15 protein-coding genes, 1 tRNA gene and 1 pseudogene are annotated in these 24,486 nt (G+C 51.0%); 12 read left to right on the top strand and 5 right to left on the bottom strand.

Annotated elements, in window-relative coordinates:
• Nucleotides 1-73 precede the first annotated feature (73 nt).
• From CFI10_RS12630 to CFI10_RS12620, 3 genes are all read right to left on the bottom strand, one after another.
• Nucleotides 74-1,459 (bottom strand): sodium-dependent transporter, encoded by a 1,386-nt coding sequence (locus tag CFI10_RS12630; protein WP_206834948.1) that lies wholly within the window; start codon nucleotides 1,457-1,459, stop codon nucleotides 74-76.
• A gap of 95 nt (nucleotides 1,460-1,554) precedes the next feature.
• Nucleotides 1,555-2,748 carry an amino acid aminotransferase gene (locus tag CFI10_RS12625; protein ID WP_206834945.1) on the bottom strand — a complete coding sequence of 398 codons (1,194 nt, stop codon included), beginning with the start codon at nucleotides 2,746-2,748 and terminating at the stop codon, nucleotides 1,555-1,557.
• On the bottom strand, nucleotides 2,741-6,259 hold the full coding sequence (locus tag CFI10_RS12620; protein WP_206834942.1) for an indolepyruvate ferredoxin oxidoreductase family protein: 3,519 nt from the start codon (nucleotides 6,257-6,259) through the stop codon (nucleotides 2,741-2,743). Before CFI10_RS12620 ends, CFI10_RS12625 begins: the two co-directional genes overlap by 8 nt.
• Nucleotides 6,260-6,470: 211 nt before the next feature.
• Between CFI10_RS12620 and CFI10_RS12615 the strand changes: the two genes are divergently transcribed.
• Both CFI10_RS12615 and CFI10_RS12610 read left to right on the top strand, forming a co-directional pair.
• Nucleotides 6,471-6,938 (top strand): Lrp/AsnC family transcriptional regulator, encoded by a 468-nt coding sequence (locus CFI10_RS12615; RefSeq protein ID WP_206834939.1) that lies wholly within the window; start codon nucleotides 6,471-6,473, stop codon nucleotides 6,936-6,938.
• Between the two features lie 129 nt (nucleotides 6,939-7,067).
• The gene (locus CFI10_RS12610) at nucleotides 7,068-9,923 is read left to right on the top strand and encodes a bifunctional diguanylate cyclase/phosphodiesterase (RefSeq protein ID WP_206834938.1); all 2,856 of its coding nucleotides are present in this window, start codon (nucleotides 7,068-7,070) and stop codon (nucleotides 9,921-9,923) included.
• A 25-nt stretch (nucleotides 9,924-9,948) separates the two neighbouring features.
• Here the strand turns inward: CFI10_RS12610 and corA are convergent, their stop codons facing one another.
• Both corA and CFI10_RS12600 read right to left on the bottom strand, forming a co-directional pair.
• A complete protein-coding gene (gene corA, locus CFI10_RS12605; protein WP_206834936.1) occupies nucleotides 9,949-10,893 on the bottom strand; it encodes a magnesium/cobalt transporter CorA in 945 nt (314 codons plus the stop codon).
• 13 nt (nucleotides 10,894-10,906) lie between these two features.
• A complete protein-coding gene (locus tag CFI10_RS12600; protein ID WP_206834935.1) occupies nucleotides 10,907-11,887 on the bottom strand; it encodes a calcium/sodium antiporter in 981 nt (326 codons plus the stop codon).
• A 207-nt stretch (nucleotides 11,888-12,094) separates the two neighbouring features.
• On the opposite strand from CFI10_RS12600, the gene CFI10_RS12595 reads away from it, so the two are divergent.
• The 10 genes and pseudogenes from CFI10_RS12595 (at nucleotide 12,095) to CFI10_RS12550 (ending at nucleotide 24,414) form a co-directional block, all read left to right on the top strand.
• Nucleotides 12,095-12,182 (top strand) — tRNA-Ser (locus CFI10_RS12595).
• A 100-nt stretch (nucleotides 12,183-12,282) separates the two neighbouring features.
• A pseudogene (locus tag CFI10_RS19465) lies at nucleotides 12,283-12,408 on the top strand (hypothetical protein); the annotation flags it as partial.
• A 234-nt stretch (nucleotides 12,409-12,642) separates the two neighbouring features.
• Entirely contained in the window at nucleotides 12,643-14,358 is a 1,716-nt protein-coding gene (locus CFI10_RS12585; protein ID WP_206834931.1) for a site-specific integrase, read from the top strand.
• A gap of 179 nt (nucleotides 14,359-14,537) precedes the next feature.
• Nucleotides 14,538-15,929, top strand: a complete 1,392-nt coding sequence (locus CFI10_RS12580) for a plasmid recombination protein (RefSeq protein ID WP_206834926.1) — start codon at nucleotides 14,538-14,540, stop codon at nucleotides 15,927-15,929.
• A 350-nt stretch (nucleotides 15,930-16,279) separates the two neighbouring features.
• Nucleotides 16,280-17,092, top strand: a complete 813-nt coding sequence (locus CFI10_RS12575; RefSeq protein ID WP_206834923.1) for a hypothetical protein — start codon at nucleotides 16,280-16,282, stop codon at nucleotides 17,090-17,092.
• Nucleotides 17,093-17,412: 320 nt separating this feature from the next.
• Nucleotides 17,413-17,688, top strand: a complete 276-nt coding sequence (locus CFI10_RS12570) for a hypothetical protein (RefSeq protein ID WP_206834921.1) — start codon at nucleotides 17,413-17,415, stop codon at nucleotides 17,686-17,688.
• A gap of 460 nt (nucleotides 17,689-18,148) precedes the next feature.
• Nucleotides 18,149-20,320, top strand: coding sequence for a site-specific integrase (locus CFI10_RS12565; protein ID WP_206834918.1), 2,172 nt, complete (start codon nucleotides 18,149-18,151; stop codon nucleotides 20,318-20,320).
• Between the two features lie 154 nt (nucleotides 20,321-20,474).
• On the top strand, nucleotides 20,475-21,875 hold the full coding sequence (locus CFI10_RS12560) for a plasmid recombination protein (protein ID WP_206834915.1): 1,401 nt from the start codon (nucleotides 20,475-20,477) through the stop codon (nucleotides 21,873-21,875).
• 347 nt (nucleotides 21,876-22,222) lie between these two features.
• Nucleotides 22,223-23,353, top strand: coding sequence for a hypothetical protein (locus CFI10_RS12555; RefSeq protein WP_206834912.1), 1,131 nt, complete (start codon nucleotides 22,223-22,225; stop codon nucleotides 23,351-23,353).
• Nucleotides 23,350-24,414 (top strand): DNA cytosine methyltransferase, encoded by a 1,065-nt coding sequence (locus CFI10_RS12550; RefSeq protein ID WP_206834909.1) that lies wholly within the window; start codon nucleotides 23,350-23,352, stop codon nucleotides 24,412-24,414. The genes CFI10_RS12555 and CFI10_RS12550 overlap by 4 nt, the downstream gene beginning before the upstream one ends.
• Nucleotides 24,415-24,486: the final 72 nt, after the last annotated feature.

The following is a 24,486-nucleotide window of genomic DNA, read 5'->3' as shown; positions in this document are numbered from 1 at the left end:
GTTACATCTTTGCACAAAGAAAAGCCGGCGGGTCAGAAACCGGCCGGCTTGGGTGACGCAAGGTGATCCAGTATCAGATCAGATTATACAGGAACACCACCGCAATCCCTGCCGGAGTCAGGAAACGCAGTACGAACATGAATGCGCTGTAAACACCGCCTTTCAAGCCGATCTCCTGATCCAGTCCCTGGCGCTTCATGGCCCAACCGGCAAACAGCGCGATGGCGAGACCGCCCAGCGGCATCATCAGGTTGGAGACCAGGAAGTCGAGCAGGTCAAAAATGGTTTTGCCTTCAAAGAACGGGATGAAGGCCAGTGGATGGAAATCAGCCAAGTTGTTGAATGACAGTACGGTACCGATACCGACCAGCCAGATTGCCAGGCCACCGCCCAAAGCGCTCTTGGCACGGCTGATGCCCTTGTGTTCTTCGAGCCATTCAACCACGGGCTCCAGCATGGAGATGGCGGATGTCAGTGCGGCCACCAGCAACAGGGCGAAGAACAGGGTGCCGAAGATTACACCGCCGCTCATCTGGCCAAATGCCAGCGGCAGGGTGACAAAGATCAGACCGGGGCCTGCGCCGGGTTCCAGCCCGTTGGCAAACACCAGCGGGAAAATGGCCAGGCCTGCCATCAGGGCGACACCTGTATCCAATACCGCAATGGTCATGGCAGTACGCGCAATATTGACCTTCTGTGGCAAGTAGGAGCCGTAGGCCATCATAACGCCAATACCGATGCTCAGGGTAAAGGCCGCGTGGCCCAGCGCGGTGAGCACCCCTTCAGTGGTGAGTTTGCTGAAGTCGGGCGAGAACATGAAGCTGACCGCTTCACCGAACTTGCCGGTGGTCATGGCGTAGCCCACCATGATGAACAGCAGTACGAACAGCAGTGGCATCAGGGTGTTGATCGCTCTTTCCATGCCGGAGCGAATACCGCGACCCACAATGAAAATCACGATCGCCATGAACACGCTGTGCCAAAGCAACAGATCTGTTGCGCTGGCGAGCATGCCGCCAAATGTGCCGCCGATGGCATCAGCATCGGCACCGGTAAACATGCCTGATGCAGCCTTAAAGACGTAGACCAGTGCCCAGCCACCGATGACGGAATAGAAGGACAGGACAAGGAAGGAGGCCACAATGCCGTTCCAGCCGATCAACCGCCAGCCTTTCCGAGTGCCCTCGGTGGTGGTCAGCTCGCGCATGCTCGCCACCGGACTTTGACCGCCGCGACGGCCGATCATCACTTCCGCGATCAGGACGGGAATGCCAACGATGGCGATGCAGGCAAGGTACACCAGAACAAAGGCGCCGCCGCCGTTTTCGCCGGTGATGTAGGGGAATTTCCAGATGTTGCCAAGGCCAACGGCCGAGCCGACGGCGGCCAGAATAAAGGCCATGCGGGACGACCAGAGGCTGCCCGCCTGCTGGTGTGCTTTGGATGTTGCTTGACTCATGGTGTGAGTTCTCCGGTTTCGTTATTGTTATCGGTCAGAGGCCGGTGCTGACTGAAAGGCCCCGCTGTTGTTGCAGCGAGGCCCGGTAAAACAAATTAGGCAGTGCGTCCACTTACCTCCCTGATCGCTTCGCTGACGCGGGGCAGGGTGGTGGCGGACAGACCGGCAATATTGATCCGACTGGAATCCAGCATGTAGATGCCAAACTCCTCGCGCAGGATCTGAACCTGTTGTGGCGTAATCCCCAGGAAGGAGAACATGCCGCGCTGCCGTTCGATAAAGCTGAAGTCACCTGCCGGGGCCAGTGCCTTGCTGAAGGCGGCGCGCAGATCCAGGATGCGATCACACATCGCGCCCAGTTCTGTTTGCCACTGGTGTGCCAGCTCGGGTGAGTCGAGGATCAGCTCGACCACCGCTGCGCCATGCGAAGGCGGCATGGAGTAGTGCGACCGGATCGCACTCAGCAGCTGACTGGCCGCCGCCTTGCCCTGTGCGGGCGTGGCGGCAATCAGCATCAGGGCACCGGTACGTTCCCGGTACAGGCCAAAGTTCTTGGAGCAGGACGAGGCCACGATCACCTCAGGCAGCCGCTCTGCCATCAGGCGAACGCCTTGTGCGTCCTGTTCCAGCCCTTCACCCAGGCCTTGATAGGCCATATCGATAAACGGCAGCAGTCCCTTGCGCTCGATCAGGTCCGTGATAGCGGCCCACTGATCGGCGTCCAGATCTGCGCCGGACGGATTATGACAGCAGCCGTGCAGGAGCACCACATCGCCGCTATCGGCTTGCTCCAGGCACGAGATCATGGCATCGAAATCGACACTTAAGGTGGTGCGGTCCAGATAGGGATATTCGCGAATAGTCAGGCCAGCCCCGCCCAGCAGCGGTATATGGTTGGCCCAGGTTGGGGTGCTGACCCAGACAGTGGTGTCCGGTCGGCACAATTTGAGAAACTCGGCCGCCATCCGCAGGGCGCCACAGCCACCGGGTGTCTGTACCACGGTGGCGCGGCCATCACGCAGAGCGTTATGGCCAGCCCCCAGCATCAGCTGACCGATCAGCTGATTGAAGCCTTCGGAACCTGCCGGGCCGATGTAGGCCTTGGTGGTTTCCGTTCCGAGCAGACGCCGTTCGGCAGCCTGTACAGCAGTCATGATCGGTGTTTGACCGGCCTCGTCCCGGTACACGCCCACTCCAAGGTCTACCTTGTCGGTTCTCGGGTCTTCACGAAAGGCCTTCATCAGCCCCAGAATCGGGTCCTGTGGCAGGGTTTTCAGCTGTTCAAACATGGGCTTCCTCCTCGGTTTTGGCCAGCTTGATCAGCGTAGCCTGTCCGGTCTCGAATGCTTTCATCAGCAGCGTGCGCTTCTGGGCGACACCCTCGGCTGCCTGCTCGCGCACGGGGCCGTAGCCGCGGATTTCGGACGGCAGTTCTGCCAGCTCAAGGGCAAAACTGTAGTTGGATGCGTTCAGCTCCTTGGCAAAACGGCCAAGCAGCTCTCTGTATTCCGCCAGCAGGGCACGATCCAGCTTGCGATCGGCGGAAAAACGGAAGGGGTCGAACGCTGTGTTACGAAGCCCCTTCAAAGGTGCGAGAACGTTCATGGCTCTCAGCATCCACGGACCGAACTGGCGTTTTGCTGGACGACCACGAGCATCCTTCTTCCGGCTCAGCAGTGGGGGTGCCAGGTGGAGGTGGATACGGTAGTCGCCATCAAAAGTCTGCTCGATCTCTCGCAGGAAATCGGTTTGGGTGAACAGTCGTGCAACTTCATACTCGTCCTTGTACGACATCAGCCGGAACAGCTGCTGGGCCACGCTGCGGGTCAGGGGCAGATCTGCCTGTCCCAACGCCGTTTCGGCCAGGCGGACCTGTTCAACCTGTACACGATACTGTTCGGCCCAGTCGGCGTTCTGGTACGCCGTCAGGTGTTTCATGCGACGCTCGATCAATTGCTCCAGCGTCTCTTTTTCAGGCGTGATCGTCTTTTCGCGGGCTTCTTCACTGAGCAGCGACATTACGTAGTCACGATCAGTTACCGCCAGACGTCCCCAGCCAAATGCCTGTTTGTTGCGCTCGATCGCCACGCCATTGAGTTCGATGGCCCGCATCAGGGCGTCCAGTGATACAGGCACCAAGCCTTTCTGCCAGGCGAAGCCAAGCATCATCACGTTAGAGAACACGGTATCGCCCAGCAGTTTTTCGGCGATCAGGTTGGCATTCAGCTGATCGAAAGCGTCCTGACCCACGGCATCCTGCAGCAGCTTCAGGCGTTTATCGGCCTGCATGTCGGCATCGCGGTAGAGCACGTAGTCGGCCGTGGCCAGCTCGGCTTCATTGGCGACGATACGGGTGTGGTTCGGGCGCAGCACGTTCAGCGCTTTCTGCGAGGTGGCCACGACCATGTCGCAGGCGACCATGGCATCGGCCTGACCGTTCTCGATTCGCACCTGATGCAGGCTGTCCGGTGATGGTGCAAGGCGCACATAGCTCAGCACGGTGCCGCCTTTCTGGGCAAAGCCCATGAAGTCGAGTACCGAGGCGCCCTTGGATTCCAGGTGTGCCGCCATGGTGATCAACTGACCCACAGTGACCACACCGGTGCCGCCGACGCCGCCGACCAGCAGGTCATAGCTGCCTTGCAGTGCGGGAACCGCGGGCTGAGAGATGTTATGCAGTCGCTGCTCCAGTTCGGCACCCAGATCCAGTCCCTTGGATTTGCGCAGCTGGCCGCCTTCGATGGTCACGAAGCTTGGGCAAAAACCGGTGACGCAGGAGAAGTCCTTGTTGCAGGAGGACTGGTCGATCTTGCGCTTGCGGCCCAGCTCGGTCTCGCGCGGAATCACGGACAGGCAGTTGGACTGAGTGGAGCAGTCGCCACAGCCTTCACAGACGTGATGGTTGATGAAGGCACGTTTGGCCGGGTCCGGGAACTGGCCACGCTTGCGGCGACGGCGTTTCTCGGCGGCACAGGTCTGATCGTAGATCAGCACTGTACAGCCGGGAATCTCGCGCAGCTCGCGCTGCACGGCATCCAGCTCGGAACGGTCGTGGAAGGTCACACCCTGCGGGAACAGGGACTCATGGCCCTTGTATTTTTCCTGCTCGTCGCTCAGGACGACCACGCGCTTGGCACCTTCGGCCGATACCTGCTTGGCGATGGCGTCCACAGTGATCTGGCCGTCTACCGGCTGACCGCCGGTCATGGCGACGGCGTCGTTGAACAGGATCTTGTAGGTGATGTTGATCCCGGCCGCAATCGCCTGACGGATCGCCATGGAACCGGAGTGGAAGTAGGTGCCTTCGCCCAGGTTCTGGAACACGTGCGGGTTGCCGGTGTAACGGCTCTTGCCGATCCAGTTGACGCCTTCACCGCCCATCTGAATCAGGGATTCGGTGTCGCGTCCCATCCAGGAGGCCATGAAGTGACAGCCGATACCGGCCAGCGCCTTGCTGCCCTCGGGGACCTTGGTAGAGGAGTTGTGCGGGCAGCCGGAGCAGAAGTACGGCATGCGACGCACGCCCCCCGGGTCGGTAATGCCCAGCGAGCAGTTGATCTGCTCCAGTCCGTTGCTGAATGTGGCCCCGAAGAAGCGATCCAAACGGGCGGCCAGATAGCCGGCCAGCAGTTTCGGGCTCAGCTCGCCCACGTAGGGGATCAGCGGCTCACCGTTCTGATCCTGCTTGCCGGTAATCAGGACTTCACCCGGGCGGTCGGGCTCGGACATGTACTCCTTGATCTGGCTTTCGATGATGCCGCGCTTCTCTTCGATCACCAGCACCTCTTCCTTGCCGTGAACGAAATCGAGAATGCCCTTGCGCTCCAGCGGCCAGACCATACCGACCTTATAAATATCGAGACCGAGCGTTTTGGCACGTGCTGCATCGATACCCAGCAGCTGCAGCGCTTCCATCAGATCCAGGTATGCCTTGCCGGTGGTCACGATACCGAAGCGTGCATTGTCGGTGTTGAAGATGCGACGGTCGATGGGGTTGGCGCGAGCAAAGGCCTGAACTGCTGCCATCTTGTGTTCGATACGGGTTTCCAGCTGAGGCCCGGGCAGGTCCGGCCAACGGTAGTGCAAGCCATCCGCCGGCGGTGTGAAGTCGGTTGGCGTTACAAAGGTTGGCAGCGGCTTGAGTTCGACAGAGGCCGCACTTTCGACGGTTTCGGAGATCGCCTTGAAACCCACCCAGCAGCCGCTGAAGCGCGACAGGGCGTAGCCCCAGAGACCAAACTCCATATATTCGGAAAGGTTGGCCGGATTGATAGTCGGCATGAACCAGGCCATGAATGCTACATCGGACTGGTGCGGCATGGAGGAGGATACACAGCCGTGGTCATCACCGGCGACGACCAGTACGCCGCCATGGGGCGAGCTGCCGTAGGTGGTGCCGTGTTTGAGTGCATCCCCGGCGCGATCGACGCCCGGACCCTTGCCGTACCAAAGACCGAACACGCCTTCGACCTGCTTGTCGGCATCAGTCTCGACCTGCTGGCTGCCCAGAATAATGGTGGCCGCCAGATCTTCGTTGATGGCGGGTACGAAATCGATGCGGTGTTCATCCAACAGCTTTTTGGTCTGCCAGAGTGCCTGGTCGTAGGCGCCCAGCGGTGAGCCACGATATCCGCTGATCAGGCCAGCGGTGTTGAGGCCGTTCTGCCTGTCGAGGCGTGCCTGCATCAATGGAATGCGAACCAGCGCCTGAGTGCCGGTGAGAAACACGCGACCGGTGTCGCGCAGATAGCGATCCTCGAGACGATAGTCATCGAGCGTGGGGGCATCATTGACAGACATACCCGGTACCTCTCTGTGTTGGATCTTGTTGTTATCCGGGGACGCCGCCGGATGGCAGAGCGGACGAGCCCGTATTCATGGCTGTAAATTGTAGGGACAAGGCGGGTAAAGGTGCTTGCTATTTGAACAACGGTTTCACTGGATTTGGAAAAATTATTTCTTTATTTGGCTATATGAGAAATAATCTTTGAAAAAAATAGAGTGTTACCAAATGAAACAGGTTGAATTGGACAGTTTTGATCGCCGGATACTTGATCATCTGCAACAGGACGGACGTATCAGCAATCAACAGTTGGCTGAAGAGGTGGGGCTGTCACCGGCGGCCTGCTGGCGCCGGGTACGGGCACTGGAAGAACAGGGCGCGATTGCAGGGTACAGTGCGCGCCTGAATCCCGAGGCCTTGGGGCAGGTGCTGAGCGTGTTCGCTCTGGTTTCGCTGCAACGGCACAACATCGACAGTACAGCTGAGTTCGAGCAACAGGTGATGACCTATCCCGAGGTGCTGCAGTGTTTCGCCGTAACCGGTAATGCTGATTTTGTATTGCGAGTAGTGGTACCGGACATGCCATCATACGATCGCTTTCTGAATGAAAAGATCTTTACACTTCAAGGCATTGCCCAAGTGCACTCCAATTTTGCCTTGCGTGAGATCAAGAACACCCAGAATCTTCCGCTTTAGCCATGTTGTCGGTTTGCTACTGTGCGGACTCAATGTTATAAAACATGAAATTTCAATAACTTCTCAGCAGGCGGCAGGGAGCTGAATCTGTACTGAGTTTGCCCAGATGTAGATGGGCCAGATGAAACCATGCCCCTGACGATTGATTCAAAAACGCTTCCGCGCTATCAGACCCGTGCCTTCATCGGTACCGTGCTTGTACTCATGCTGCTGGTGTCGGCCTTCTTTGTTGTGACGGCTTGGCAGAATGGCCATGAACGGCTGCGCCAGCAACGCCTTTCGCTGCAGCAAAGCAGTCAGGAAAAGCTGCGCCAGGAAGTGGATGCCACTCTCGATTACATCAATTTTACTCGCCAGCAAACCGAAGCTGTTCTGCGTGACAATATCCAGGCTCAGGTGCGTCAGGCGATGCAGCTGGCCCAGTCGATCTATGACATGGAAATTCTACTGCATGGCGATGGTGCCAATGCGCAGGTCGGTCAACTGATTCGGGAAGCCCTGCGTGACCTGCGTTTCTTCGATGGGCGTGGCTATATTTTCATCGACACGCTTGAAGGGGAGTGCATACTGCTGCCGATCAGTCCTGACATTGAAGGTAAATCCCTGCTCGAGAACCAGGATGATACCGGTCACTACATAATGCGTGGGCTGATTGAGGCAGTGCAAAACCCGAATCAGGCCGGTTTTTCGCGCTACCGCTGGTATGCACCGGATTACCCGGATGAAATGCGGGAAAAAATCGCTTATGTGGAACTGTTTGAGCCGCTTAATTGGATTATCGGTACCGGCGATTACCTTTACCAGGTCGAGAATGATCTCAAACAGCAGGCACTGAATCGACTTGAAGCGCTGACGTTTGGAGATGAGGGCTACATCGCGGTATTGCATAAAAGTGGACAGGTGCTGCTTTCGCCAACGCGCCCCGGCTCATCCGGAAAGCTGGTGAATCAACTCGACTCTGAACACCGCAAGATGGTCAACTGGCTGCTTGAACAGGCAACGCCCGAGGGGCGCTTTGTTGAGTATGACTGGTACAAACCGGGTGCTGAAGGAATTCACCATAAACTGTCGCTGGTGCAGGAAGTCCCCGAATGGGACTGGGTGCTCATTGCCGGGATTTATCAGGAAAGCATGGACGAAGTGCTGGCAATGCAAAAAACCAAGCTGGAGCAGGAACTGCAGAATGACCTGCAGTGGCTGATTCTGGTGTTGCTGTTTGCCATGGCGGCCGCCATTCTGGTGGCCTGGATTATTTCACGCTGGCTGCGCACATTGATGCGCCGTTACCAGCAGGAGATCGACCAGCGCCAGGTTGAACTTGAGCGTACGGCGGATGAATTGAAACTGTCGGCACAGGTGTTTGAGTCAGCCAGTGAGGGCGCAATGATCAGTGATGCCGACAACCGCATCATGGCGGTCAATCCTGCGTTCACCCGTATCACAGGCTACCCGGAAGCAGAGGTACTGGGTAAAACGCCGGCGTTATTGGCCTCGGGACGTCACAGTCCGGCTTTCTTCGAGCGGATGTGGCAGACCTTGCAGGAACAGGGTACCTGGCAAGGTGAAGTATGGAACCGGCGACGCAGTGGCGAGATATACCCACAGTGGCTGTCGATCAGCCTGGTTCGGGGTGAGGCGGGTGTGGTGCGCAATCACGTCGCCATGCTGACCGACATGACCGAGCGCAAAGAGGCTGAAGACCAACTGCGTTACCTCTCTGACTTCGACCCGCTCACGGACCTGCCCAACCGTCGCCTGTTGCGTGATCGAACCATTCAGGCTATTGCTCGTGCACGCAGACGCCATGAGCAGGCAGCACTGTTGATTATTGACCTGGATCGGTTCAAGAATATCAATGATTCGCTGGGTCACGGCAGTGGTGACGCGGTATTGAAAATCGTTGCAGCTCGGCTTTCCGAGCAGGCGCGTGACAGCGACACGATCAGTCGTCTGGGTGGGGATGAATTCGTAATCCTGCTGCCGGATCTGGATGAACAGGCGGACCTGTCAGGCCTGGCTTCACGCTACCTGCAGCTGATCGCGGAGCCTTTACAGGTTGAAGATCATACGATGGTTACCACAGCCAGTATCGGTTTGGCACTTTATCCCGGTGATGGTGAAGACTTTGATACGTTGCTCAAGAATGCTGATACGGCGCTGTATCACGCCAAAGGGCAGGGGCGTAACAACTTCCAGTTCTTCACTGAGGCGATGAACCAGCAGGTCTCCGAACGTCTGTTGATGGAAACGCGATTACGAGATGCGCTGGGCCGTGATGAGCTTGAACTCTACTATCAGCCGCAATATGACTTTTCCAGTAACCGACTCACTGGCTGTGAAGCCCTGCTGCGGTGGAACAGTAGCCAGGGTCTGGTGATGCCGGATCGTTTTATTCCACTGGCGGAAGAGACTGGTCTGATCATTCCAATTGGTGCCTGGGTACTGCAACAAGCCTGTAACCAGGCAGTTGAATGGGATCGTATCCATGGCAAGCCGCTGACCATGGCGGTAAATGTGTCAGCGGTACAGTTCCGACCTGAGCTGGTTGATGAGGTGAAGGCTGCGCTGTCAGAAAGCGGCTTCCCGGCCGATCAATTGGTGCTCGAGGTCACTGAAAGTGTGCTGATGAGTGATGTAGAAGGCTCAATCAGCCTGCTGCATCAGCTGCGCGAACTGGGCGTTCGTATCGCGCTGGATGATTTTGGTACCGGTTACGCAAGTCTGGCCTACCTGAAACGGTTTGCACTGGACAAGCTCAAGATCGATCGAACCTTCATTATGGGCATCCCGGACGATGAGGATGATGTGGCGATCACCTCATCCATTATCGATATTGCGCGACATCTGCGGCTGAAAACAGTAGCGGAGGGTGTCGAGACCGAAGCGCATTGTGAGTTTCTGCGTCGAGCAGGCTGCCATATTGCACAAGGCTACTTTTACGCCCGTCCGTTGCCCGCCAGTGAGTTTGAGCTGAAGCTGAAATGAAGGGAGGAGGCTGAAAGCGGTGGCTTCAGAGCCACCCTTTGTGCTTGAAAAACAGGTAGGGTGAGATGGCTGAAATGATCATCAGCCCCAACGCCATAGGATAGCCGAAAATCCACTCCAGCTCTGGCATCATCTCAAAGTTCATGCCGTAAACAGTGCCTACCAGTGTGGGGGGCAGAAACACCACCGCCGCAATGGAAAAGATCTTGATGATCTGGTTCTGGCGGATGTTGATAAAACCCTGGGCGGCATTCATCAGGAAGTTGATTTTCTCGAACACGAAGGTGGCATGTGCCATTAGCGTGTCCAGGTCTCGCAGAATCTCGCGGAAGGTTTTAACCTCACGTTTCTGGTCGCGGATGTGTCGCAGCAGAAACGAGGTCGAGCGTTGCGTGTCCATCAGACAGAGACGAATCTGGCCGTTGCTGTCCTCCAGCTTGGCCAGTCGATCCAATTGGTCACCAAGCTCCGCTTCTCGGTTCTCCAGTATTTCGACGCTGAGCTGTTCCAGGTCCCGATGCAGGTCTTCAAGCTGGTCAGCCAGGTTGTCCACCTTCTGCTCAAACAGTGCGGTCAGGATCTGCAGTGGGGACGTGGCTTCAACCCATCCGCGCCGTGCTCGCAGGCGGGTCAGACGAAAGTCAGGCAGCTCCACGTCACGGGTACTGATCAACCGCTCCGGTTGCAGGGTGAATGCCACTGTTGCGGTTTTGAAGCGCCCCTCGCTCTGGTACAGAAAAAGGGAATGGACATGCAGGTCATTGCCTTCGACAAAGTAGCGTGCGCTGGACTCTATCTCTTCGACTTCATCCGCATCCGGCAAGCTTTCCGGAAACAATTGCTCCACATTGGCCCGCTCGACTTCATCCGCATCTTGCAGGTCAATCCAGCTGGCAGTGGTCAATCCATCACTGGCCAGCTGTTCCTGCTCACGCAGCTTGCCGTGTTCTAGCGTGAATGTGCGGATCATGCGTGTCTCCCTATCAGGCCTGTGTGGCGATTACACCGAAGATCAGCCACGTGGTATAGCCAGCAAAGACCGCTACCAGCAAGCCACCTTCAATGCGATTGATTCGGCCCTTGCCTCTGAAGCCATAGCCCAGAATAAACAACGACAGTGTCAGGCCCGCCATTACGACCCAGTCTCGGGTAAGGACTTCGGGACTGAACGACATCGGGTGAATGGCGCCGGCGATACCGACAACCGCCAAGGTGTTGAACATGTTCGAGCCGATCACATTGCCCAAAGCCAGGTCATGTTCGTTCTTGCGTACAGCGATAATAGAGGACGCCAGCTCCGGCAGGGAGGTGCCGATTGCCACTACAGTCAAACCAATAATCAGATCACTGACGCCAAGCGCACTGGCAATGTCCACAGCGCCCCACACCAGGACTCTGGAACTCACGATCAGCAATACCAGCCCCAGCAGCAGCCAGAAGATGGCTTTGCCCAGTGTCATGGCTGGCTCGCTTTCCAGCTCATGTTCCATATCGTTGCCGAGGGTGTCGCCTCGCTGGCGTATGCCTTGCATGACTGACCAGCCCATCATGGCAAAGAACACAATCAGCAGTACCACTGCTTCAGCGCGCGTAATCTGTCCATCGAGCAACTGGTAACCCGCGAGAAAAGTGAACACAGTTAGCAGCGGCAGCTCTTTGCGCAAAATCTGGGAATGAACCGCAATAGGGCTGAGCAGGGCGGTCAGACCCAGAATAAGTGCGATATTGGCAATATTGGAGCCATAGCCGTTCCCCAGTGCCAGGTTAGGGTTGCCCTGGACCGAAGCAAAAGCCGAAACGACCATTTCGGGGGCAGAGGTACCAAAACCTATGATTACCATGCCGATGAGTAAAGGTGGCATCCCGGCAAAACGCGCGGTTGCTGCCGCTCCGTCAATAAAACGGTCAGCACTCCACACCAGTAGAGCCAGACCTCCAACCACGGCCAAAATTGGCATTAACATCTGTAACAGAACTCCCTGAATAGTCGAACGGTTTGTGCAATAGCGGCATGATACCCCGCCAAATGGCCCACGTCTTGGTCTGGATACAGGCACCGACAAAAAAAGTAGGGCCAGATGTTGTGCTTTGAAATCAGTCTGCTAGAATGCGCACCTCAATTGATGAGGCGGTCGCCATGACAGCCAAAAACAGCATCAATTGCACAATGCGGTCAGGTGTCCGAGTGGCTGAAGGAGCACGCCTGGAAAGTGTGTATACGGCAACGTATCGAGGGTTCGAATCCCTCCCTGACCGCCATTTTTCCTTTGAAATCAAGGAATTATGGAAAATCTGAAAAGTAGTGTTTTCAGGCATCAGCGAGTGTGTCAATTGCACCTGACACCGCGAGGCCTGCCTCATGCCAGCACACATCCCCCATACTTATCGCTCGTCCACCGGTACTTACTTCTTCCGTTACGTCTTCCCTGCGCGTTTGCGTGAACTCTATCCGTGCCTTGGTCGCGATATCCGTCTTAGCCTCAAAACCAAGCTTCATGCTGAAGCGAAACTGCTCGTATACCAGTACGCCACCAATGTCAACAAGTGTGTTGACATTCTCGAAACTTATTATCATAATGCCCGGTTAGGTCGAGCACCCTTATTCCAAAAAGTGATGCTAGATCGCTATGATATCGATATAAGTGATATCGCCTTATTTACACTCAATGGAGATGAGTCATGCAATTCGCCGCATGCAGGAAGGAAAAAGGACTTTTATATGCTAATGGAACTGGTAAAGCACACACACATCGACGGTAGTATCACCACATTCAGCGCAGACTCGATTGAAGGCAATCTGGAGGCGCTGGCGTTCCTGAAAGCCAAGGAACACTACTACACCCATCGCCTGCTCAAGCAGTACGGTGCGGCAATTCCACTGTTGGGCGCATCCTTTGATGAAGCCTTCATTCCTGACGATCTGCACACCATCGAGAGTTTCGGCGCTGAGCCTGCGCCTGAAATACCGGATGACGTCTGGGATTACCTGATCTCGAATCAGACTCAAGCCTGCAATGATGTCGATATCACAACCAATATTGAGAGTGGGCTGGCACCCGCCAGTGATGCTCTGGTGGTTGAACCTGAGCCGACACCCGAGCCAGCACCGGAGCCTGTAAAAGCGTTAACTTTACAGGGGGAGAAAACACATGTTGAGGTCGAGTCAGCATCCGATCAGCCGATGACAATCACCTTTGCCGCACTGGCGGAGCGCTACTTTGCCGATGCCGTAATTGAAGGCACCTACAAAGAAGACAGCGCAACGCTGAACAAATACCGCGGTTACATGAAAAACATCGTTGAGGTCATCGGTGAGGACACATTGGTGCACACCTTGACCCCTGCCAAAATCATGGAAATCAGGAACACGATTCTGGTCTATCCCAAGTACCGCAACTCGGGTGCAAGAAAGAACCGTTCTCTGGATGATCTGCTGGCTGATCCTTCCGTTGCTCGGTTGAAGAAAGACACTTCCTCTGAATACTTTGACCGTCTTAAAAACGTGCTGGATCATGGCTATATCTTGGGCTATCTGACCACCAACCCGGCGGACAAGGTCAAGATCAGGAAGGTGAAGGGTCGTTGCGGTACGGGTGAAGAGGACGATCAGGTGAGCCGCAATCCGTTCACCGATGAAGACCTGATCGACTTGCTGAACGGCTACATCTACCACGGGTCTTACAACGTGGCTAAACGCAAGCTATACGATGCCCATTTCTGGGTGCCGCTGATCGCCATGTATACCGGCATGCGTGTGGGTGAAATCTGCCAGCTGCAAATCAGTGATATCCACGTTGATGGCAAGCGCTGGCATGGCCGTGTGTTCGATCAACCTTATATTCAGGTGTGTGCCGAACACCGCAGTCAGAACGTGAAGAACAAGAATGCAGTGCGCAAGGTGCCGATCCATCCGCGCCTGATCGAAATCGGCTTCCTTGATTATGTGGAGCTGCGCCGCCGTGAAGCCGGTGGCCGAGACGGTATTCGTCTGTTCCGTCATATGAAATGGGAACTGAAGTCTAAGTGGGGGCGCATCATCAGTCGCTGGTTCAATGGTGATGGTGAGGCCAAGCAGGATGGCTACAAGCACAAGGTACTCAACCCCAACGAGCTGGACGGCAAGGTGTTCCACAGCTTCCGCCATACCGCGATTGATATTTTGCGCAGCACGCTCGGCCCCAAGTGCAAGCCGGTCATCTCGGCCCTTATGGGGCATGAGGAAACCGGCAGCAGTGCAAGCTATGGCGAAGGCTACCAGCTGGATCAGCTGTCGGAGGCGCTGTACACGCTGCGGTATTCCGATGAGGTGGAAGCGCTGGTGAGCAGCCTGAAGTTTGATGACTTCGTGCAGAAGCAGATCGACTTCGGCATGAACGGCTCCGAGCGGCGGACACCCATCAATTGGGACAAGATGGTGCCGAAGGCCGCCGCCTGATGCACACCGGATAGTGTGCAGGAGGTGGTGCTTTTGGGGGTTCCAAGGGGGCTTGCCCCCATGGCCGACGTCTTATGGAAATCGCCAGATTTCCATAAGACATAGTCGGTCACTTGGTCTTTGACCAAATTTTTATTTTAAACAAAACAAGGACTTGAAAAGATGAAAAGGAATTCAATATGGCTGGATATCAATTTATTCATTATGAAGCATACGCTCGCAATGGCAATGAGAAGAAGCGCAGTCTGATATCGATTGCAGAGGAAGCAGACCGCGCACCCGGCAGTCACCCTCACGTTATTAATCCACTTCCCCCGGAGACGTTGCTGGGCAGCTCCTTCGTGGATGCTGCCCGTCAGATCGTTTCTGCGGCTGATGAGAGTCGCGTCAACCACGGCGGCAAGAAGCGCAAGCTGCGTAAAGACGCCAACGTTGGCATCGGCCTGATCGCCAGTCACCCCACGTCATTAAATGATATACACGCACTGCCCGAACCTGAACGTCAACGGATGATTGACGATGTCAGAGACTGGGCCGAGGATGTGGTCATGTTCGCGCAGGCTGAGTTTCCGGGGCAGGTGAGGGTTGCGGCCCTGCACTGGGACGAAACACACCCACATATCCATATCCTGATTGGCAACACCGATCCAACGGATGATTTTGAGGTCATCCATAAGGGTGAGCAGGCCCGCAGGCGTGCACAGGGCAATGACCGCTCGGCACAGGGCAAGAAAGCCGGTAATGACGCCTATACACGCGAGATGCGCAGGTTTCAGGATCGATACCATGCCGAGGTCAGCCTGCATCATGGTCAAGCGAGATTAGGGCCCGGACGCCGCCGGTTGACCCGTTCGGAATGGCGAAAGGAGCAGGCCCAAGCCGAAGCACTGGCACATTCAAAGCGCTTGGCGGATGAGGTTCAATCCAGAATCGAGAATGATTTGGCTGATGCCGCCATGCAGGCGCAGGTCATCGTTGATGCGTCACAACAGGAAGCCAAGCACCAGCGCAAAAAGGCAGAGCAGGATAGGGTGCAGGCTGAACGGGAACGCCAGCAGGCTGAGGTACTAAAACAGCAGGCCGCAGAAGAGGCGCGTCAGGCAGCGGAACTGAAGGCTCAGGCCCAACAGATCAAGTCTGTACTGGATGAGCGTGTGAAGGAACTGTCAAAGTATGATGGTATGTTCGGTCGTGTACTTGGGTGGCTTGGTATCCGCCAGCGGATCGAACGCAATGCTGAGGCTAAGTTCCAGCAGCAGATTGCAGGGCTGAAGAAGCAGGTTGATAGTCTTCGTGCGCGGATTGACCGTGATGATGCGGTCAAGAAGCAGCACGATCACGCTGTTGGGGCTTTAAATGCCCTTCAGAGAGCGCTTTCGGTTTCGGTTGAGGATTACCCCAAGCTCAATGAAAAGGGTGCGTTTCTGGATCATTTTGAGTACATTCAAGGGATTATGGAGAAGAACTATCATGCTGACAGATTGGAAGAGGAATTGAGTGAGCACATGGATAGCCTGCGTTTAAGTCAGTATCCATCCTCCCCTAATTCCATCAAAAAACTGAAATACTGATTTGACTTGACAGGGGGCGCTGCTTGATTCCAGATTCAGGATCAAACTTTATGTGCGCTGATAATGTAAGTATGAGTGCCCTAAATGAAGCTCTGTTTACGAAGGGCTATTATCAATAGTTCTGGCTCAAATATGGTATATAGTTTAGGTGTGCTTATCGGTTTTTTTTGTTGATTGTGTTTTTATGATTATTTTAGAAAGGTTCGAAATTAAATTACAGTGGTTTTATTTTTTAAATTTCACTACTTAAATGTTAAGATTGATTTTATGATGGAATACTTGGCATTATAGTTAAAGTATTATTTTATTAATATAAACTAAATTGTATTAAATTTATTGGTTTTTATTTTATGAAAACAAAAATACAAGTTGTATTGTTTTGGATAGTTCTTTTATTAATTTTTCTTTACATTACCCAGCCTCTGGGGTTGTTCATAATATTTTCAAGCATTGTTATCATACCCTTTTCATTCGCTTATATGATAAGAAGAAAAAAAGACTTGGAGATTAAGAGGAAAGAGGATGAAGATATAATAGATAAGATGAATGAAGCAGAAAAAAAGGAAAAAGAGAGGCTTTTGCGTGAGGAGATGATAAATAAGGAGAAGGAAGATTATGAATGTTATAAAGATGACTTGTATTTTTCTTTTTTGAAAAATAAAGGAGCATCAACACCACATCTTGATAGAAGAAATTCAATGATTCGGCTTTGCAATTGTGATTCTGATATTGACGGCCTTGTGAGAGTCATATGTAAAGCGCATGGTGTGTATAGAACATGTCAAGATATTTTTAAAATAAGAAAGGCTTTTGATATTGTTGACAATGATGTAATTAAGTTCCTAGAAAAGAATAATATAAAGACAGATAAGCATAATCATAATAATTATGACAAGGTTAAAGAGATTATATTGGCGTTATTGGATGAAAAAACTGTTGTAATAGATATAAACTCACATTTGATTTCTAGAAATATAGTTGATATCGATTATGATGGTATCAACTACGATACTATGGCATGGGTTATGGGTATTGAAGTAGATAAGGAAGGTAAGATTAAATTTCACTTATTTGTCCCTTATATTAAAAGAGAGTCGGCTTTTATTTTAGATGTTGAGCATTTTTCAAAAATAACATCGAAACGCTTTTATGCTGTTTCTTGATAGGTGAAATTAGTGTTTTTGGAGTTGTCTTTAAAATTATATTGCGTTGGTTAATTGGTCATTAAAATTGGCATGGAATGAGAACCCAATAGCATTGGGTTAGGCTTTTTAGTAGTCACCCTAATTAAGAATTTTTATATTTTTTGGGATATTATCATGGTTAAACTATTTTGGAATGATAATCTTGTTTTTTGACGGGGAAAGAGTCAGATTACCGTGATTTATATGAGTAGAATCGAATACAAGACTTGGTTTTGTCAGAGATAAGTCATGGCGATTTCGATACGGAGTTGGTTAGCGAATGTAAAGAAAATAATAGAATGAGTAATGGTAAATTTAATGGTGTAGAGGCGAAAAAGGAATATATTAATCGACGAGCGAGAATGCTTCAAGCATTATCAGATTATGATTTTTCTAAAAAGAACTATGATGATGGATATCAGAATTATTATGAGCTTGCTGAGGCTGAGCTAGAGTGTGGTTTTATAGACAGGGATTTGTTGGCTTTCGCAAAAATGCGTGCTGAAAATGACCAAAGTAGAGCAAAAGCTATATATATTAATAATAGAGCAAGAATACTTATGGAAAATCAATGACCTGCAATGTCACCCTAGGTGATCAGCAGGTGATTTCGTCTAAATTTATTTTGGAGGAGGGTAAAGAAATTTCTATACCGCATTATTCAGCCAAACTTAAGTCTACTAAGCTGCTACCTCTCCCTATGAACCGGCCGGGTATTCGATCACGACTGAGAAAAGCTTTCTTCATATGTACCTGTATTCATTTCGTTGATTTGCTTGTTCATCTTATCAGGAAGGTTAAGAGCTCAGCTTGACGCTTTCAGGATCAGTGGCTATTATGACTTTCAGTAACTGCACTTGCCGGTCTGAAAGTGCACCGCTTTCCAGTTTCAGGAAGGGTGTTTTTTGATCTTAAGATAATCCCTCCCTGACCGCCATTACCTTTAAAATCAAGGGGTAATGTGCAGAATCTTCCGAAGTAGACCCACACAGACGCGGTGTGACACTTAACGGTGACACTCGGAGCGGGTCGATCATGCCAGCACAGATTCCTCATACCTTCCGAAAATCCTCCGGTATCTATTACATCCGTTACGTCTTGCCGCTTGCGGTTCGGGAACAGTTTCCGGGGTTGGGGCGCGATATTCGTTTTTCGCTTAAAACACGAAACCATGCGGATGCTAAATTAAAAACCTATCAAAACCTGAATTTAATCCACAAAGTTATTGATATTTTCTTGAGGTATGGATATTATGCTGGGTTAGGTTTTGATGTGTCTTTAAAAGACGTTCTGGAAGGGCGTTTGGACGATCAAAATATATCAGAAAACTCAGGAGAAAGGAAATGCTCTGCGCAGCCTTTAGTAAAAAAGGATTTTTACATGATCATGGAACAGATCACACATTTTCACCCCGATGGCGGCATCACCTTATTTAATTCGGAACGTATTGAGGACAGCATTGAAGCCCTTGCCATGCTGCGCGTGCGCGAAAAGCACTATAGCCGCGTGCATGGTCTGTCCACTGTCGATTGCCCAACCCTGACCTCGCGGCAGCCCTTCACACCCCCACAGCCCGTCTACGGCAACGATTTTATGCATGCTGGATGTATTGATGGGTACTGTGAGCCTGTTCCCGATATGCCCGATGAGGCATGGGATCATATCATTGCACGACAGACTGAATCCCCTGATGCCACCGAGCCTTTGGCTGATGCCGCTCAGTCTGATATCACTGATCCTGACGAGGCTGAAGTGAATAATCAGGGCGCAGCCCCTGATCTGGATGATCATTTTGAAGGTCAATCAAAAGATTCAATATCTGAATTAAAAGCGGTTCCTTTACAGGGGGAAGAAATAGCACATCAAAATAATAAGATATCATCTAACCGCGCAGACACTCTGCATAAAGATATGGCTTTTCAGGATTTGGTGGATGATTATTTTGCTCAAGCCGTGCGTGATAAGCGGTTTGAGTGTGGTAGTGCTACTTATGATAAATATACGGGGTATTTGCAAAGTGTGGTGGAAATAGCAGGGGCCGATACACCGGTCTCTGCAATGACGCCTCTACGTGTACAAGACATCAAGAATACTCTCTTGTGTTATCCGTTAAATCGTCGGACGGGCTACAGGAAACACCGCTCATTGGATGATTTGATCGCAGACCCTAAGGTGCCCAAGCTCAAGCCTGATACGGCATCAGAATGTTTTGACCGGCTCAGAGACGTGCTCAATCATGCCTGCTTGTTGGAGATTCTGCCTTCCAACCCTGCTGCGTTGATGAAAATCTACAAGAAGAAAGGCCGTACAGGCACTCAAGTCGAGGCAGAGCGGGAAAGTACCCGCCTCCCTTACAGCGATGAAGAACTGATCAGCCTGCTGAATGGGTATGTTTACCAATGCAACTATCAAGGCACAAAGCGAAATTTGACAGATGCGCATTACTGGGCGCCGTTGATCGCGATGTATACCGGTATGCGCATCAATGAAATTTGCCAGCTGCACATCACTGATATCAAGCTTGATGGGGTTCGCTGGCACGGTCGTGTGTTCAACCACCCGTATATCAAAGTCTGTGCTGATCATCCGACACAGGAGCTGAAAAACAAGAATGCGTTCCGGGATATTCCTATCCACGATACGCTGATCGAAATCGGGTTTCTTGATTACGTCAAACGGCGCTTGAGTGAGTCGGATGACCCTGTTAACGAGAAGTTGTTTGAGGGCTTGAAGCCTGATGGCCGTTCAAAGTGGGCGCGTGATCTTGGTCGCTGGTTTAACGGTGAGCCGAAAAAGAAAAAACTACCGGATGGCACATATGTAGAGGATATGGTGGTTGGCTACAAACATCTGTGTCTCGGGATGGAAAACTGCCAAGGCAAGGTATTCCACAGCTACCGCCACACTTTCACAGATATGCTGCGTAATGTACTGGATGTACGCACAAAATCTGAGCCACTGTCAGCCAGCATACTTGGGCATGATCACGACACTTCAACCGCACATTACGGAGAGGGCTATCAGATTGGCATCAAGGCTGGGGCCATCAATCAGATCCGCTATTCCGATGAAGTGGAGCGCTTGGTTCGGGCAGCCAGCTTCGATGACTTTGAGGTCATGAAGTGGCGTATTGCCCGTGCCGATAGCTACCTGCACGGTGGCGGCCATAAGCAGCGGTACGAAGCATGGAGAGCTAAAGTGGCATGATACTGCTTTTGGGGGCTCCAAGGGGGCTTGCCCCCATGGCCGACGTCTTATGAAAATCGGAGATTTTTCATAAGACATAGTCGGTCACTTGGTCTTTGACCAAATCTTTATTTTAAACAAAACAAGGACTTGAAAAGATGAAAAGGAATTCAATATGGCTGGATATCAATTTATTCATTATGAAGCATACGCTCGCAATGGCAATGAGAAGAAGCGCAGTCTGATCTCGATTGCGGAAGAGGCTGACCGTGCACCCGGCAGTCACCCGCACGTTCTTAATCCACTACCCCCTGAGACGTTGTTGGGCAACTCCTTCGTGGATGCTGCCCGTCAGCTCGTTTCGGCGGCTGATGAGAGTCGTGTTAATCACGGCGGTAAAAAGCGCAAGCTGCGTAAAGACGCCAATGTCGGCATCGGCCTGATTGCCAGTCACCCTACGTCATTAAATGATATACACGCACTGCCCGAGCCTGATCGTCAGCGCATGATTGATGATGTCAGGGACTGGGCCGAAGATGTGATCATGTTCGCGCAGGCTGAGTTTCCGGATCTGGTGAGGGTTGCGGCCCTGCACTGGGATGAAACACACCCGCATATTCATATCCTGATCGGCAACACCGACCCCACTGAAGACTTCGAGGTCAACCATAAAGGCGAGCAGGCCCGCAGGCGGGCACAGGGCAATGACCGGTCGGCACATGGCAAGAAAGCAGGCAATGATGCCTACATCCGTGAGATGCGCAGGTTTCAGGATCGATACCATCATGAAGTCGCTATGCACCACGGACAGGCAAGACTGGGGCCGGGGCGGCGCCGGTTGACCCGTGCTCAGTGGCAAAAGGAGCAAGCCCAAGCCGATGCGCTGGCACATTCAAAGCGCTTGGCGGATGAGGTTCAATCCAAAATTGAGAATGATCTAGCTGATGCCGCCATGCAGGCGCAGGTCATTGTTGATGCGTCACAGCAGGAAGCCAAGCATCAACGCAAGAAGTCGGAGCAGGAGAGGGTGCAGGCTGAACAGGAACGTCAGCAGGCTGAGGCGCTGAAACAGCAGGCAGCCGAAGAAGCCCGTCAGGCATCGGAGCTGAAGGCACAGACCGAACAGGTCAAGTCGGCGCTGGATGAGCGTGTACGTGAACTATCCAAGTACGATGGTATGTTTGGTAAGGTACTCGGATGGCTTGGTATCCGTCAGCGAATCGAACGGAAGGCAGAGGCCAAGTTTCAGAAGCAGATCGCAGGGCTGAAGAAGGAGGTCGATAGTCTCAGTGCACGCATTGATCGTGATGATGCGGTGAAGAAGCAGCATGATCACGCTGTTGGGGCTTTAAATGCCCTTCAGAAGGTGCTTTCTGTGTCGGTTGAAGATTACCCTTCCTTGAAGGAAAAGGGTGCCTTAGAAGCCCATTTTGAGTACATTCAGAAGATCATAGATATGAATCTGCCTGTTGGCAGGCTGGAAGAGGAATTGAATGAGCGCATGGATAGTCTGCGTTTAAGCCAGCATCAATCGTGCTCACTAGCCACATCACCATCATCAAAAATGAGCTACTGATTTGGCTTGATAAGGGGGGGGCTGGCTAACGATGTGAGGCTCATGTTTTGTGAAGATTAAATTAACCAGATTCTCTATATCTAAAAGAATGCAATTAGCAATCAAAATTTCTTTTGAAGATAGGGAGTTTTGGCGAAATATTTTTGGTGGGCTGGGTTCTGGAAGCTATAGACTAGATATTTATAAACACTATTAATTTATTTTTGTCAGTACCCCTTAAAGTATGGTTATTATATTCAGGGGAGTGGTTTGAAGATATCCATATCATGAATTATAGATCATTAATAAAATAAGTTTTTGAGCTCAAAAACAAAGTGTTTCGCAGATCAATTAAAGCTGAGGATAAAATGGAAGTTAAATTAGAAGATATTTTGGGAAGAGAACCGCTTGTTGATTACCCATGGCGTTATGAGGTTGATAGGTTAATAGAATGGCTTATTGATAAGGACTCTCATATAAGATCATTTTGTTTTGATTTAATCATGTCATCTGCATATATTGATGCTACATCAGGAATTGAAAAATCTATTGAGCAGTGTAAAGAAGTCGAAAATTATAATTCTCACCTAGGTTTTATTAACCTTTGTTCTCCATGTTATATCAAAAAAGATAAGTGGACTTATCAGAAAGCCGTTAAACCTCAATCTGGAGCGTTAGGTAAACTGAGTAGTGAGATTATATTGAGATTTGTTGAAAAGCTTTACCCACAAATTGAGGAAGTAATTTCAGTTGGTGGAACGGAAGTTGCCGATGCAAAAATTAAACATCAAAACGGTATGGTAATTCTTGCTGAAGTAAAGTCAGCCCCACTATTAACATACCCGTTTCTTTTCAATGTGCCTGAAAGTTGCTTAAAAGGACATCATGAGAAAATTATCATTACAAATTCTCAGTTGAGGGCCTGTGATTCAGCAATATTTTTTCATGGAATTGGAGCTATCAGCTTAGGAAATGTAGGTGGCGATTTATGGCCCTTCAAACCATTAGTTGATTTTTTAATCGATGATAGAAACTCACAGTTTATTCAAGTATGTATTGATGACTGGCTATCCGCAAGAGAAGCGTACTCTGAAAAAGATCGGAGTAACAAAATGTACTACCTAGCCAATGCTAGCGGTAACCCGCCTAAAATTGCAAAGGAAAGAGACGGGTGGCCCGAAAAAATGTCGATTAGTGATAGTAAGACTAGTGCCGGAATGGATCGTACTGATGATATCAAGAAGGGCATATATCAAACCTTAAAGATAGGAACAGAACTAAAGAGTGACCCTTTCATAAAAACGGCTATAATATCGAACCTTCCAGCATACAGGCATGGTGATGAATATGTTGATCCATTTGTCAATATGTTTTGGGGGCTTGATGATGATATTTTGGACTTGAACGGCCAGAAAGCTATCCTTTACGAAGATCTTCGACGAGCTTTCGACTTCATCATTACCTTAGAAGACCCTATATTACGCGACATTGAGTTATGAAAATACCAAATCATGAGACTAGAGAGTACACAGGCATAGTTCTTGAAAGAATGAAGCATCTTCCACCGGGTGGGAAAATGGGAGATCTTCCAGAGCACCTTCAACATGAGAGTTTTGTGCGCAAGGGCGAAAAAAAAACTGGCGGTCCAAATATGCGTCTATTGCGGCTTGAAAAAGATAAGCCGTCACTCACTATAACTGCATATATATTTAATAAGTTTGTGCACCCAGAAGAAGATAGATATATTACACCTAGAGAAGCAGCAGTATTACAGGATTTTCCTATTGACTATGAGTTTAAAGGCACACTTGGACAAGTACAAAAACAGATAGGTAATGCAGTACCGGTTGGGCTTGCAAGAGCCTTAGCAAAGGAGGTTGCTAAATACTTTGAACGTTTGAATAAAGGTGGAGAAATAAGCATTGCTTCTTATTTCACGGGCGCTGGAGGTTTGGATTTAGGTTTTGAGCAAGCATCTGATAACTTAGTTCAATTTAAAACAGAGTTTGCAACCGATATAGAAAAATGGGCTGAAGCTACAGTCAAGTATAATCGCCCAGAGTGGAATTTTCATCGAGAAGATATCACAAAACTAGATCCTAAAACAGTCGTTCAGGTTATTGGGAAAAAACCTGACGTTATCATTGGTGGGCCTCCATGTCAGCCATTTAGTGTTGCAGGTAAACAAAAGGCAACCAAAGACCCACTTGGAGTACTCTATAGAGATTATATTAGGCATGTTGATGCACTTCAGCCAGAAATTGTTGTAATGGAAAATGTTTATGGTTTGGCGCAGGTAAAAAGTGCCAACATGATCGAAGAGATTTATAAATCTTTTGAGGATATTGGGTATGAGGTGACACACCGAGAGCTTATGGCTGCTGATTATGGTGTGCCTCAAAAAAGGCGCAGGTTATTTTTTGTGGCAGCTAAAAATTTACATTACTTTCAGTACCCACAACCAACTCATTGTGAAACTGAAAATCTTTTGGGGTTACCTCTTTACAGAGGTGCTGGTGAAGCAATATCAAAATTACCCCAAGCAAGTATACGAAAATAATTTGATTGGCTGTATTGATCAATATGGTTAATTCAATTAATGAAATGGATTTTAAATTATTACAATCCATTT

This window comes from Marinobacterium iners (assembly GCF_017310015.1).
GTDB classification, from domain to species: domain Bacteria; phylum Pseudomonadota; class Gammaproteobacteria; order Pseudomonadales; family Balneatricaceae; genus Marinobacterium; species Marinobacterium iners.
Note: the sequence above shows the minus strand (reverse complement) of the source record. Positions and strands in the feature narration are given on the sequence as shown.

Coding starts and splice junctions, on each gene's coding strand:
- CFI10_RS12600 (WP_206834935.1), bottom strand. CDS start 11,887: ATGTTAATGCCAATTTTGGCCGTGGTTGGAGGTCTGGCTCTACTGGTG.
- CFI10_RS12575 (WP_206834923.1), top strand. CDS start 16,280: ATGAAAACAAAAATACAAGTTGTATTGTTTTGGATAGTTCTTTTATTA.
- CFI10_RS12560 (WP_206834915.1), top strand. CDS start 20,475: ATGGCTGGATATCAATTTATTCATTATGAAGCATACGCTCGCAATGGC.
- corA (WP_206834936.1), bottom strand. CDS start 10,893: ATGATCCGCACATTCACGCTAGAACACGGCAAGCTGCGTGAGCAGGAA.
- CFI10_RS12565 (WP_206834918.1), top strand. CDS start 18,149: ATGCCAGCACAGATTCCTCATACCTTCCGAAAATCCTCCGGTATCTAT.
- CFI10_RS12585 (WP_206834931.1), top strand. CDS start 12,643: ATGCTAATGGAACTGGTAAAGCACACACACATCGACGGTAGTATCACC.
- CFI10_RS12620 (WP_206834942.1), bottom strand. CDS start 6,259: ATGTCTGTCAATGATGCCCCCACGCTCGATGACTATCGTCTCGAGGAT.
- CFI10_RS12570 (WP_206834921.1), top strand. CDS start 17,413: ATGAGTAATGGTAAATTTAATGGTGTAGAGGCGAAAAAGGAATATATT.
- CFI10_RS12555 (WP_206834912.1), top strand. CDS start 22,223: ATGGAAGTTAAATTAGAAGATATTTTGGGAAGAGAACCGCTTGTTGAT.
- CFI10_RS12550 (WP_206834909.1), top strand. CDS start 23,350: ATGAAAATACCAAATCATGAGACTAGAGAGTACACAGGCATAGTTCTT.
- CFI10_RS12615 (WP_206834939.1), top strand. CDS start 6,471: ATGAAACAGGTTGAATTGGACAGTTTTGATCGCCGGATACTTGATCAT.
- CFI10_RS12630 (WP_206834948.1), bottom strand. CDS start 1,459: ATGAGTCAAGCAACATCCAAAGCACACCAGCAGGCGGGCAGCCTCTGG.
- CFI10_RS12610 (WP_206834938.1), top strand. CDS start 7,068: ATGCCCCTGACGATTGATTCAAAAACGCTTCCGCGCTATCAGACCCGT.
- CFI10_RS12625 (WP_206834945.1), bottom strand. CDS start 2,748: ATGTTTGAACAGCTGAAAACCCTGCCACAGGACCCGATTCTGGGGCTG.
- CFI10_RS12580 (WP_206834926.1), top strand. CDS start 14,538: ATGGCTGGATATCAATTTATTCATTATGAAGCATACGCTCGCAATGGC.